The sequence below is a fragment of the Streptomyces sp. DSM 15324 genome, assembly GCF_001514285.1.
In the GTDB taxonomy this organism is placed as follows: Bacteria; Actinomycetota; Actinomycetes; order Streptomycetales; family Streptomycetaceae; genus Streptomyces.
On sequence record NZ_KQ949023.1, the window covers coordinates 1294838 to 1307660 of the forward strand.

General features: G+C 72.7%; 8 protein-coding genes. 4 read left to right on the forward strand and 4 right to left on the reverse strand.

The annotated features are described in order from the left end of the window. Positions 1-6: 6 nt before the first annotated feature. Together AQJ58_RS05700 and AQJ58_RS05705 are read right to left on the reverse strand one after the other, a co-directional pair. Complete coding sequence (locus tag AQJ58_RS05700) at positions 7-1332, reverse strand: ADP-ribosylglycohydrolase family protein (protein WP_079078705.1); 1326 nt, start codon at positions 1330-1332, stop codon at positions 7-9. A gap of 443 nt (positions 1333-1775) precedes the next feature. Beyond that, on the reverse strand, positions 1776-2822 hold the full coding sequence (locus tag AQJ58_RS05705; RefSeq protein ID WP_067245320.1) for an ADP-ribosylglycohydrolase family protein: 1047 nt from the start codon (positions 2820-2822) through the stop codon (positions 1776-1778). Positions 2823-3141: 319 nt separating this feature from the next. Between AQJ58_RS05705 and AQJ58_RS05710 the strand changes: the two genes are divergently transcribed. The 3 genes from AQJ58_RS05710 (at position 3142) to AQJ58_RS05720 (ending at position 10291) form a co-directional block, all read left to right on the forward strand. Beyond that, positions 3142-3873, forward strand: coding sequence for a VIT1/CCC1 transporter family protein (locus AQJ58_RS05710; protein ID WP_067245323.1), 732 nt, complete (start codon positions 3142-3144; stop codon positions 3871-3873). Between the two features lie 369 nt (positions 3874-4242). Next, a complete protein-coding gene (gene gltB / locus AQJ58_RS05715; RefSeq protein ID WP_199844528.1) occupies positions 4243-8838 on the forward strand; it encodes a glutamate synthase large subunit in 4596 nt (1531 codons plus the stop codon). Continuing rightward, on the forward strand, positions 8831-10291 hold the full coding sequence (locus tag AQJ58_RS05720) for a glutamate synthase subunit beta (RefSeq protein ID WP_067245329.1): 1461 nt from the start codon (positions 8831-8833) through the stop codon (positions 10289-10291). The genes gltB and AQJ58_RS05720 overlap by 8 nt, the downstream gene beginning before the upstream one ends. A gap of 154 nt (positions 10292-10445) precedes the next feature. On the opposite strand, the gene AQJ58_RS05725 is transcribed toward AQJ58_RS05720, so the two are convergent. Beyond that, positions 10446-11366, reverse strand: a complete 921-nt coding sequence (locus tag AQJ58_RS05725; RefSeq protein WP_420712131.1) for an ABC transporter ATP-binding protein — start codon at positions 11364-11366, stop codon at positions 10446-10448. Here AQJ58_RS05725 and AQJ58_RS05730 point away from each other — a divergent pair. Continuing rightward, positions 11260-11928 carry an ABC transporter ATP-binding protein gene (locus AQJ58_RS05730; protein ID WP_420712138.1) on the forward strand — a complete coding sequence of 223 codons (669 nt, stop codon included), beginning with the start codon at positions 11260-11262 and terminating at the stop codon, positions 11926-11928. The two genes, AQJ58_RS05725 and AQJ58_RS05730, sit on opposite strands and share 107 nt — an antisense overlap. Here AQJ58_RS05730 and AQJ58_RS05735 read toward each other — a convergent pair whose 3' ends face one another. Further along, positions 11929-12792: a rhomboid family intramembrane serine protease gene (locus AQJ58_RS05735; RefSeq protein ID WP_067245331.1), complete on the reverse strand. Its 864-nt coding sequence runs from the start codon at positions 12790-12792 to the stop codon at positions 11929-11931. It abuts the gene before it with no gap. Positions 12793-12823: the final 31 nt, after the last annotated feature.

Below are 12823 nucleotides of genomic sequence, written 5' to 3' on the forward strand. Positions count from 1 at the left end.
CCCGAATCATCCTCCTGCTGGCGCCGGTTGTACGGCTTCCAGGAGTCCGGCGAGTTCCACCAGGTCGGTGCCCGTGAGGCGGGGGAGCGCGCAGCCGGAGAGGACACGGCAGGCGTCCCGCCAGGAGGCGGGGATCGCGTCCCTGCCGCCGAGGGCGCCCGCCAGCGCGCCCACGAGGGCGGGGGCGGAGTCGGCGACCCGGGACAGACAGGCCGCCGCCGGCACCGCTTCGCTGATCCGGCCCTGGGCGGCGCCCACCAGGGCCAGGGCCACCGGGACCGTCTCGGCGGCGGCGATGCCGTAGCTGTAGACGTGGTCGACGATCTCGTGTTCCAGGAGGGGGATCAGGGCGAAGGCGCTGTCGGCGCCCAGCGCGAGACGCAGGGCGTGGCGGGCGTTGCGGCCGATCTCGGTGTGCTCGGGGAGTTCGGCGAGGGCCGCGCTCGTGCAGGCCTCGGGGGGTGCGCCGGTCAGGGCGAGGGAGACGGCCGCGGCCATCGCGCGGGCGCCGTGCACGCCGTCGCCGTCCTGGGTGTAGCGGGCGTCGAACTCGGCCAGTTCGGCGGCGCGTCGGGGGTCGCCGGGGTGGGCGACGGCGAGGACGCAGGCGCGCATGCAGGCGGCGTCGTCGAAGTAGTGCGGGTTGTCGTGGCCGGTGGCGGGCGGCCGCAGACCGGCGGCGAGGTTGCCGAGGCCGGCGCGGACGGAGATGCGGGCGCGCAGCGGGAGGACGGCGGACTCGATCTCGGGGGCGCGGTCGGCCGCGGCGGCGACCTCGCAGGCGAGGGCGTTCCAGGTGAGGTCGATGGCGGCGCGCATCCGGCGTTCCCGGCTGAGGTCGCCGAGGGCGGTGTCGTCGCCGGCGCGCAGGACCGCCTCCGCGGCGAAGGCGGCCCATTCGGCGTCGTCGGAGGGGCCGAGGCGGAGGGGTTCGGGGGGCTGGTTGAGGGCGATGGGGACCGGGAGGGTGGTCGTCGCGTTGTGCTCGGCGAAGGTGTCGAGTTCGCGGGTGAGGCGGCGGGTCCAGTCGGGCATGCGGGCGGCGCGGTGGCGGGCGGCGGGCCAGCCGGCGGCGTCGCCTGCGGCCAGGCCGAGCAGGAGGCCGTGGACACGGGCCTCGGCTTCGCCGTCGGCCCGCCGTCTCCCACCCGCACGACCCGTGCGGCTCTCGTCGCCGGGTGCGGACGTCGCCGCGGTCTCCGCGCCGTCGGTCGACGGGTCGGCGGCGTCGGCCGCCGCCCGGGACCCTGTGGGCCCCGGCGGGGCGCCCCCGCCGCCGGCCCCCGCGGCCGCGCCCGGCTCCGCGACGACCACCCACGGCCCGACCGCCACCGTCTCGGTCGCCGCTGCTGCCGACGCCCCGCTCCCTGCCCTCGCAGTGGTCGCCGTCAGGCCTGCTCCCGTCCGCGTCGCCGCCCGCGTCCGGCCGGCCGCTCTGCCCGGTGCCGGGGGCAGGCCCGTCCCGGCCGACGCTGATCCTGTCGGCGCCGCCGAGTCCGTCCGGGGCCTCGCCGCTGTCTCCGTATCCGTATCCGTATCCGTATCCGTATCCGTCTCGGTCTTCGTCGCCTTCTCGGTCTCGGTCCCAGGTCGTGCGGGGGTCTCGGTCCGGGGCTCGGTCCCGACCCCTGTCTCGGTCCGGGCCTCCGCCCCGGCCCCAGCCCCCTTCCCCGGCCCCGTCCCCGCCCCCGCTGTCCCCGCGCCCTCCGTCGGTGGTTCGGTGTCGCCCGGGGGCCTTGCGGGTGGGGTGTCTTCGGTCCAGGGGGTCGGTGGGGTCATGTCGTCGCCTCCGATGCGGTGGGCTCGTGGATGCGGTGGAGGAGGTCGGTGACCGACTCCGGGGCCACCAGGTCCGCTCCCCATTTGCCGCCGTCGTCCGGGACGAGGAGTTCCGCCACGTCGAGGATGTGGTGGCCGGCCATGGCGGGCAGGCACGTGCCGCGGGCCGGGCCGATGGCCGCCGCCCAGGTGGTGGGGATCGCCGCGACGCCCCGGGTGGCGCCGGCGAGGGCGCCGGCCACCGCCGCCGTGGTGTCGGCGTCGCGGCCCATGTTGACGGCCGTCAGCACCGCTTCCGGGAAGTCGCCGTCCGCCGCCGCGTACGCGCCGAAGGCGAGGGCGACGGCCTCGGGGGCGAGGTCGGTCCAGGGGTAGCCGCCGATGACGACGGCGGAGCGCACCGCGCGCTCGCCCCGGTGCGCCACGGCCACCGCGCGGCGCAGGGAGCGGGCCGTCCAGGAGTCCTCGGGGACGACGGCGAGGGCGGCGGCGACCACCGCGGTCGTCGGCGCGCCCGCCATCGCCGCCGCCACGCCCGCGGCGACCGCCTGGCCGCCGTAGATGCCCTCGCCGTCGTGGCTCACCGAGCCGTCGACGGCGACGAGGCGGGCGGCCTCGGCGGGGCGGCCCGCCGCGAAGACGCCGAAGGGGGCCGCGCGCATGGCCAGCCCGTCGCTCCAGGCGTGGCGGTGCTGGGCGGAGATCGGGGCGGCCAGGCCCCGGCGCAGGTTCTCCAGCGTGCCGCGCTCGCTGAAGCCGGCGCCCCGGAAGGGGCCCTCGTCGCGGTCGGCGATCCACGCGTGCCAGGCGCTCTCGACGTGGGCCTGGGTCAGGGCCGAGCCGTGCCGGGCCAGCAGCAGTCCCGAGAAGATCGTGTACTCGGTGTCGTCCGTGCCGGCCGGCCGGTCGGTGACGTAACCCGTGATGCGGCCCCAGCGGGCCCGGATCTCGGAGGGCTTCAGGTTCTCGGCCGGCGCCCCGAGGGCGTCTCCGACGGCGAGGCCGAGCAGGGCGCCGCGGGCTCGTTCACGGATGGCTGGCATGCAGGGCCTCTCCGCCGCAGGCTCCGCACGGGCGCGGAACCGTTTGCGGATGTGTCCCACCATCGGCGGTTGACCCGAGCCTAGGATCCCCTCATATCACCCGGTCGACATTTGTGCGCGCTCCCGATCGAATGAGCGGTCGCTGGTAAAAGCGCAGGTTAGCCGAGCCTCTCCTTGCTGGCGAAGAGGAATGCGGGGGCGTACTTTGGCGTTGTCAGAAATTAGAATCTGTCCAAAGTTAGCTTTGGCTCACCTTGCTTTGGCTCACCTTGCTCCGGCTTCCGCTCACCTCGCTCCGCTCACCTTCCTGGGGGATTTCATGGCCGTCATCGACATCGAGGCACCGCTCCACGAGGCGCACCGCGACAACCACACGCACCGGGATGTGAACGGCGGCTGGCTGCGCCCCGCCGTCTTCGGCGCGATGGACGGCCTGGTCTCCAACCTCGCCCTCATGACCGGTGTCGCCGGCGGGGCCGTCGGTCAGCAGACCGTCGTACTGACCGGGCTGGCCGGGCTCGCCGCCGGCGCCTTCTCCATGGCCGCCGGCGAGTACACCTCCGTCGCCTCGCAGCGCGAACTCGTCGAGGCCGAGCTGGACGTCGAGCGCCGGGAGCTGCGCAAGCACCCCCAGGACGAGGAGGCGGAGCTCGCCGCCCTGTACGAGGCCCGGGGCGTTGACGCCGACCTCGCCCGCCAGGTCGCCGCGCAGCTCTCCCGCGATCCCGAGCAGGCCCTGGAGATCCACGCCCGCGAGGAGCTGGGCATCGACCCCTCGGACCTGCCCTCGCCGCTGGTCGCCGCGGTGTCCAGCTTCGGCTCCTTCGCGCTGGGCGCGCTGCTGCCCGTCCTGCCGTATCTGCTCGGTGCGAGCACCCTGTGGCCGGCCGTCCTGCTGGCGCTCTTCGGACTCTTCGCCTGCGGGGCGGTCGTGGCCCGGGTGACGGCCCGTACCTGGTGGTACAGCGGACTGCGGCAGCTCGCGCTCGGTGGCGCCGCGGCCGGTGTGACGTACGCCCTGGGCAGTTTGTTCGGAACGGCCGTAGGATAGTTCGACTGCTACTTATGCGTTGGGCCGCATAAGTAGCCGTTACTGACTGGTTTCGCGAGCTTAACCAGCGGGCATGAGCCGTAAGCGCTGTGGGCAATGACGCCTGCGGCGCACTCGCGGGGTGAACGACGTCGCTCTCCCCGCCCCCGGTCGACGGACACCGACCTGTCCGGTTCGATCCCCCCACTTTCCAGCCACGCGCACGGTACCCCCGCCGCAGGCCCGTGGCGTCCGCATGTTGGAACGGAGTATCCGGTTCCCGAGAACCGCTCCATCATGTAACCTGCACGAAATTTTGCGCACACGCAGAGGGCCAACGTCGTCCCTCGGCACGCAGACATGCCACTTGAGACGACGACGGGAGAGCCGATGCGTACGCCGCGCCAGCCGTCCCAGCATTCCGCGAATGGCCAGAACTGGTCCTTCATGGATGCTCGCCCTGCTGCGCAGGGTATGTACGACCCCCGCAACGAGCGCGACGCCTGTGGCGTCGGCTTCGTGGCCACCCTCACCGGTGAGGCGAGCCACACGCTGGTCGAGCAGGCGCTGACCGTTCTGCGCAACCTCGAGCACCGCGGCGCCACCGGCTCCGAGCCGGACTCCGGCGACGGCGCGGGCATCCTCACCCAGGTCCCCGACGCGTTCCTGCGCGAGGTCACCGGGTTCGAGCTGCCCGAGGCCGGTTCCTACGCCGTCGGCATCGCCTTCCTGCCCGAGCAGGGCACCCAGGAGATCGTCTCGCAGATCGAGACGATCGCCGCCGACGAGGGCCTGACCGTCCTCGGCTGGCGCGAGGTCCCCGTCGCCCCCGAACTGCTCGGCGCCACCGCCCGCTCGACGATGCCGGTCTTCCGGCAGATCTTCGTCACGGACGGCGCCAGCCGGGGCATCGCCCTCGACCGCAAGGCGTTCGTGCTCCGCAAGCGCGCCGAGCGCGAGGCCGGCGTGTACTTCCCGTCGCTCTCCGCCCGCACGATCGTCTACAAGGGCATGCTGACCACCGGCCAGCTCGAGCCCTTCTTCCCGGACCTGTCCGACCGCCGCTTCGCCTCGGCCGTCTCGCTCGTCCACTCGCGCTTCTCCACGAACACCTTCCCGTCGTGGCCGCTCGCGCACCCGTACCGCTTCGTCGCGCACAACGGTGAGATCAACACCGTCAAGGGCAACCGCAACTGGATGCGCGCCCGTGAGTCGCAGCTGGTCTCCGACCTGTTCGGCCCGCAGGAGAAGCTGGAGCGGATCTTCCCGATCGCCACGCCGGAAGCCTCCGACTCCGCCACCTTCGACGAGGTGCTGGAACTGCTCCACCTCGGTGGCCGCTCGCTGCCGCACTCCGTGCTGATGATGATCCCGGAGGCGTGGGAGAACCACGACTCCATGGACCCGGCCCGGCGCGCCTTCTACCAGTTCCACTCCACGATGATGGAGCCCTGGGACGGCCCGGCCTGTGTCACCTTCACCGACGGCACCCAGGTCGGCGCGGTCCTCGACCGCAACGGTCTGCGCCCCGGCCGCTACTGGGTCACCGACGACGGCCTCGTCGTCCTCGGCTCCGAGGTCGGCGTCCTCGACATCGACCCCGCCAAGGTCGTCCGCAAGGGCCGCCTGCAGCCCGGCAGGATGTTCCTCGTCGACACCGCCGAGCACCGCATCATCGAGGACGACGAGATCAAGGCGCAGCTCGCCGCCGAGGCCCCGTACGCCGAGTGGCTGGAGGCCGGCGAGATCGAGCTGGGCGACCTGCCCGAGCGTGAGCACATCGTGCACACCCACGCCTCGGTCACCCGCCGCCAGCAGACCTTCGGCTACACCGAGGAGGAGCTGCGCGTCATCCTCGCGCCGATGGCCAAGGCCGGCGCCGAGCCGATCGGCTCGATGGGCACCGACTCGCCGATCGCCGCGCTGTCCTCCCGCCCGCGCCTGCTCTTCGACTACTTCACCCAGCTGTTCGCCCAGGTCACCAACCCGCCGCTGGACGCGATCCGCGAGGAACTGGTCACCTCCCTGCGCTCGTCGCTGGGCCCCGAGGGCAACCTGCTGGAGCCGACGGCCGCCTCCTGCCGGTCGGTCACCCTGCCCTTCCCGGTGATCGACAACGACGAGCTGGCCAAGCTCATCCACATCAACGCCGACGGCGACATGCCCGGCTTCAAGGCCGCGACGCTCTCCGGCCTGTACCGGGTGCACGGCGGCGGTGACGCCCTCGCCGCGCGCATCGACGAGATCTGCGCCGAGGCCGACGCCGCCATCGACAACGGCGCCCGGCTGATCGTCCTGTCGGACCGCCACTCGGACGCCGAGCACGCCCCGATCCCCTCGCTGCTGCTCACCGCGGCCGTCCACCACCACCTCATCCGCACCAAGCAGCGCACCGAGGTGGGCCTGCTGGTGGAGGCCGGTGACGTCCGCGAGGTCCACCACGTGGCCCTGCTGATCGGTTTCGGCGCCGCCGCCGTCAACCCCTACCTGGCGATGGAGTCCGTCGAGGACCTGGTCCGCGCCGGCACCTTCCTGTCGGACATCGAGCCCGAGAAGGCCATCCGCAACCTGATCTACGCCCTCGGCAAGGGCGTCCTGAAGGTCATGTCCAAGATGGGCATCTCCACCGTCGCCTCCTACCGCGGCGCCCAGGTCTTCGAGGCCGTCGGCCTCGACGACGCCTTCGTGGAGAAGTACTTCAACGGCACCGCCACCAAGATCGGCGGCGTCGGCATCGACGTCGTCGCCAAGGAGGTCGCCGCCCGCCACGCCAAGGCCTACCCGGCCTCCGGCATCGCTCCCGCGCACCGCGCGCTGGAGATCGGCGGCGAGTACCAGTGGCGCCGCGAGGGCGAGCCGCACCTGTTCGACCCGGAGACGGTCTTCCGCCTCCAGCACTCCACCCGCTCGGGCAGCTTCGAGATCTTCAAGAAGTACACCGACCGGGTGAACGAGCAGTCCGAGCGCCTGATGACGCTCCGCGGCCTGTTCGGCTTCTCCTCCGACCGCCCCTCGATCCCCGTCGACGAGGTCGAGCCGGTCTCCGAGATCGTCAAGCGCTTCTCCACCGGCGCCATGTCGTACGGCTCCATCTCCAAGGAGGCGCACGAGACCCTCGCCATCGCCATGAACCAGCTGGGCGGCAAGTCCAACACCGGTGAGGGCGGCGAGGACCCGGAGCGCCTGTACGACCCGGCGCGCCGCTCCGCGATCAAGCAGGTGGCCTCCGGCCGCTTCGGTGTCACCAGCGAGTACCTGGTCAACGCGGACGACATCCAGATCAAGATGGCCCAGGGCGCCAAGCCCGGCGAGGGCGGCCAGCTGCCCGGCCACAAGGTCTACCCGTGGGTCGCCAAGACCCGGCACTCCACCCCGGGCGTCGGTCTGATCTCCCCGCCGCCGCACCACGACATCTACTCCATCGAAGACCTCGCCCAGCTGATCCACGACCTGAAGAACGCGAACCCGCAGGCGCGGATCCACGTGAAGCTGGTCTCCGAGGTCGGCGTCGGCACGGTCGCGGCGGGTGTGTCCAAGGCGCACGCGGACGTGGTGCTGATCTCCGGCCACGACGGCGGCACCGGTGCCTCCCCGCTGACCTCGCTGAAGCACGCGGGCGGCCCCTGGGAGCTCGGCCTCGCCGAGACCCAGCAGACCCTGCTGCTCAACGGTCTGCGCGACCGGATCGTCGTCCAGACCGACGGTCAGCTCAAGACCGGCCGTGACGTCGTCATCGCCGCGCTGCTCGGCGCCGAGGAGTTCGGTTTCGCGACCGCGCCGCTCGTCGTCTCCGGCTGCGTCATGATGCGCGTCTGCCACCTGGACACCTGCCCGGTCGGCATCGCCACCCAGAACCCGGTGCTGCGCGACCGCTTCGCCGGCAAGGCCGAGTACGTGGTGAACTTCTTCAGGTTCATCGCGCAGGAGGTCCGCGAGCTGCTGGCCGAGCTGGGCTTCCGCTCCATCGAGGAGGCCGTCGGCCACGCCGAGGTCCTCGACGTGCAGCGCGCCGTCGAGCACTGGAAGGCGCAGGGCCTCGACCTCGCCCCGCTGTTCTACGTGCCCGAGCTGCCCGAGGGCGCGGTGCTCCACCACGCCGTCGCCCAGGACCACGGCCTGGAGAAGGCGCTCGACAACGAGCTGATCAAGCTCGCCGCCGACGCGCTCGCCGCCTCCGACGCCACCGAGGCCCAGCCGGTGCGCGCCCAGATCAAGGTCCGCAACATCAACCGCACGGTCGGCACCATGCTCGGCCACGAGGTGACGAAGAAGTTCGGTGGCGCGGGCCTGCCCGACGACACCATCGACATCACCTTCACCGGCAGCGCGGGCCAGTCCTTCGGCGCCTTCCTCCCGCGCGGTGTCACCCTGCGCCTGGAGGGCGACGCCAACGACTACGTCGGCAAGGGCCTCTCCGGCGGCCGCGTCGTCGTCCGCCCCGACCGGGGCGCCGACCACCTCGCCGAGTACTCCACCATCGCGGGCAACACCATCGCCTACGGGGCCACCGGCGGCGAGCTGTTCCTGCGCGGCCGCACCGGTGAGCGCTTCTGCGTCCGCAACTCCGGCGCGCTGGTCGTCTCCGAGGGCGTGGGCGACCACGGCTGCGAGTACATGACCGGCGGTCACGCGGTGGTCCTCGGCGAGACGGGCCGCAACTTCGCGGCCGGTATGTCCGGCGGTGTCGCCTACGTGATCGACCTCGACCGCGACAACGTCAACGTCGGCAACCTGGACGCCGTCGAGGCCCTGGACGCCGCGGACGAGCAGTGGCTGCACGACGTGGTGCGCCGCCACGCCGAGGAGACCGGCTCCACGGTCGCCGAGAAGCTCCTCGCGGACTGGGACGCGTCCGTGGCCCGCTTCAGCAAGATCATCCCCAGCACGTACAAGGCAGTGCTCGCCGCCAAGGACGCCGCCGAGCAGGCGGGACTCTCCGAGTCCGAGATCACCGAGAAGATGATGGAGGCGGCGATCAATGGCTGACCCGAAGGGCTTTCTGAACCACGGCCGCGAGGTCGCCAAGTCCCGTCCCGTCGACGTGCGCCTCAAGGACTGGAACGAGGTCTACGTCCCCGGCTCCCTGCTGCCGATCATCAGCAAGCAGGCCAGCCGGTGCATGGACTGCGGCATCCCGTTCTGCCACAACGGCTGTCCGCTCGGGAACCTCATCCCCGAGTGGAACGACTACGCCTACCGCGAGGACTGGTCGGCCGCGTCGGAGCGCCTGCACGCCACGAACAACTTCCCCGAGTTCACCGGCCGCCTCTGCCCGGCGCCCTGTGAGTCGGCGTGCGTGCTCGGCATCAACCAGCCGGCCGTGACCATCAAGAACGTCGAGGTCTCGATCATCGACAAGGCGTGGGACGCGGGCACCGTCGCCCCGCAGGCCCCCGAGCGCCTGTCCGGCAAGACCGTCGCCGTCATCGGCTCGGGCCCGGCGGGCCTGGCCGCCGCCCAGCAGCTGACCCGGGCCGGCCACACCGTCGCCGTCTACGAGCGCGCGGACCGCGTCGGAGGCCTCCTCCGCTACGGCATCCCCGAGTTCAAGATGGAGAAGCGGCACATCAACCGCCGTATCGAGCAGATGCGCGCCGAGGGCACCCGCTTCCGCACCGGCATCGAGATCGGCCGCGACCTCAAGGCGACCGACCTGAAGAAGCGGTACGACGCGGTCGTCATCGCCGCCGGCGCCACCACCGCCCGTGACCTCCCGGTCCCCGGCCGTGAGCTCAAGGGCGTCCACCAGGCGATGGAGTACCTGCCGCTGGCCAACAAGGTCCAGGAGGGCGACTACGTCACCTCCCCGATCACGGCCGAGGGCAAGCACGTCGTCGTCATCGGCGGCGGCGACACCGGCGCCGACTGCGTGGGCACCGCCCACCGCCAGGGCGCCGCCTCCGTCACCCAGCTGGAGATCATGCCCCGGCCGGGCGAGGACCGGGCGCCGCACCAGCCCTGGCCGACGTTCCCGATGCTCTACAAGGTCACGTCCGCGCACGAGGAGGGCGGCGAGCGGGTCTACTCCGTCTCCACCACCCACTTCGAGGGCGACGAGGACGGCAACGTCCAGTGGCTGCACCTGGTCGAGGTCGAGTTCGTCGAGGGTCGGCTCACCCAGAAGCCGGGCACCGAGCGCAAGATCCCCGCGCAGCTGGTCACCCTCGCCATGGGCTTCACCGGCACCGACCGCGAGAACGGCCTGGTCGAGCAGTTCGGCCTGGAGCTCGACGAGCGCGGCAACGTCGCCCGCGACGCCGACTTCCAGACCAACGTGCCGGGCGTCTTCGTCGCCGGTGACGCGGGCCGCGGTCAGTCGCTCATCGTGTGGGCGATCGCCGAGGGCCGCTCCGCCGCCCGCGGCTGCGACCGTTTCCTGACCGGCGCCAGCGACCTGCCGGCCCCGATCCGCCCGACGGACCGCTCCCTGATGGTCTGACGGAACGGCCCGACGGCCTGACGGTCACCCCACCGGCCCCGGTGCGACACCGGCGCCCACCCACGTGACGTACAACGGCGTACGGAACACAGGCCGGCGCCTGCCTCACTGTCCCCGACCGGACGACCTGGCAGGCGCCGCCGCATGTCCCCGCTCAGCGGTTCCCGTCCGGCCACACCTGGATGTGGTCCTCCTCCAGCTCCAGCAGCACCCGGTCCGCCATGTCCAGCGCGGCCGTGTACTCGGCGGGCAGCTGCAGCCGCCCCGCCCGGTCGAGCATCGCGTACTCCCGCGCCACCAGGGCCTCCCGGCCCTCCGCGTCGACCTCCGTGCGCCGCAGCACCTCCGTCGAGGTGCGGCCGTCCCGGATCGCGACCGTGCGCCGGACCTCGTCGGCCACCGCCTGGTCGTGGGTGACCACGACGATCGTCGTGCCCAGTTGCTCGTTGGCCCGCCGGAACGCGGCGAACACCTGCTGCCCGGTCGCCGAGTCCAGCTCACCGGTGGGCTCGTCGGCGAGCAGCACCGCGGGCGCGTTGGCGAGCGCGACGGCGATCGCGACCCGCTGCTGCTGCCCCCCGGACAACTGCCGTGGATACCGGTCGGCACAGTCGGCGACCCCGAGCAGCGCCAGCAGCTCCGCCGCCCGCCCGCCCCGCTTCCCGCGCCGCACCCCCGCCAGCTGCATCGGCAGCGTCACGTTCTGCGCGGCCGTCAGATACGGCAGCAGGTTGCGCGCGGTCTGCTGCCACACGAAGCCCACCACCTCACGCCGGTACCGCAGCCGCGCCTTCGCGTCCATCGCCAGCAGATCGCGGCCCGCCACCCGCGCCGAGCCCGCGGTGGGGACGTCCAGGCCCGCGAGGATGTTCATCAGCGTCGACTTGCCGCTGCCGGACGCCCCGACCAGCGCCATCAGCTCGCCCTCCCGGACCAGCAGATCGAGCCCCTGGAGCGCCTGCACCTCCATCGCGTCCCCGCCGCCGCGCCCGGAGGACGGCACGGGCGCCGCCGCCGTCCACGCGCTGCGCGGGGCGTCCTTCGCCGTCCGGCGCGGCGAACTGGTCGCCCTCAAGGGCCGCTCCGGCTCCGGCAAGACCACCCTGCTGCATCTGATCGGCGGCCTCGACTCCCCGCAGCGCGGCCGGATCGTCCTCGACGGCACCGATCTGTCGGAGCTCGGTGAGAGCGGGCTGCTGGAGCTGCGCCGCGACCGGATCGGCTTCGTCTTCCAGTCCTTCGGGCTCATCCCCATCCTCACCGCCGCCGAGAACGTGGGGGTGCCGCTGCGCCTGCGCCGGGCCGAGCCGCGCGAACGCGAGGAGCGGGTGGCCCTGCTGCTGGCCCTGGTGGGTCTCGCCGGCCACGCGACACAGCGGCCGGGCGAGCTGTCCGGCGGCCAGCAGCAGCGGGTCGCCATCGCCCGCGCCCTCGCCAACCGGCCCGCCCTGCTGCTCGCCGACGAGCCGACCGGCCAGCTCGACGCCGCCACCGGCCTCGCGGTGATGGAACTGCTGCGGGCCGTGGTGCGCAGCGAGGGCGTCACGGCCCTCGTCGCCACCCACGACCCGCAACTCCTCGGCCTCGCCGACCGGGTGCTGGAGCTCGGCGACGGCGAGGTCGTCGAGCGCCCCTGATCAGCTGAGCTGCTGGACCTTCGCCCACGCGCACACCAGCAGCAGCACCAGCAGCACCCCGCAGGCCCCCGCCTGGATCCATGGCCGCCGCCGGTCCCGGGGCGCGTGGGCGAAGGCCAGGGCCACCGCACCGCCCGTCAGCAGACCCCCGAGGTGGGCCTGCCAGGCGGTCAGGCCCGCCGAGATCACCAGCCACAGCAGCAGGCCCGCCATGAACCGGTTGACCTGGCTCATGTCGGCGCCGAGGCGGCGCGCCAGGACGTAGTAGGCGGCACCGACGCCGAAGATCGCGCCGGAGGCGCCGACCGTGACGACCATGGGGGCCATCAGCAGCACCAGCACCGAACCGCCGAGCGCCGACAGCAGATAGAGGGCGAGGTAGCGGATCCGCCCGAGCTGCGACTCCACCACCCGGCCCAGGTTCCACAGCGACACCATGTTCATCACGATGTGCAGGATCCCGAACGTGCCCTGGGTGGGCGGCTGGTGCAGGAACGCGCCGGTGAGCAGCCGGTACCACTCGCCGTGCGCGACGCCCCAGGGGACGTAGCCCGGCGGAACGGTGCCGAGCACGGCGAACCGGTCGACGACGCCGTCGTCCACCGCCTCGGCGAGGTACGCCAGCACGTTGAGCCCGATCAGCACGTACGTCACCAGCGGCACCGCCGACACCCGGCCGCCGACGACGGTACGGGCCCGGCGCACCGACCGCGCGCCCTCCCGTACGCAGTCGGGGCACTGGTGGCCCACGGCCGCCTCCCGCATGCAGTCCGGGCAGATGAACCTCTCGCAGCGGGTGCAGCTGACGCGGGACTCCACCTGGGGATGGCGGTAGCAGGTGGTGATGGTGGACTCGGACTCCACGGACCGGCTCCTCTGGGCGCTTCTCGGCAAG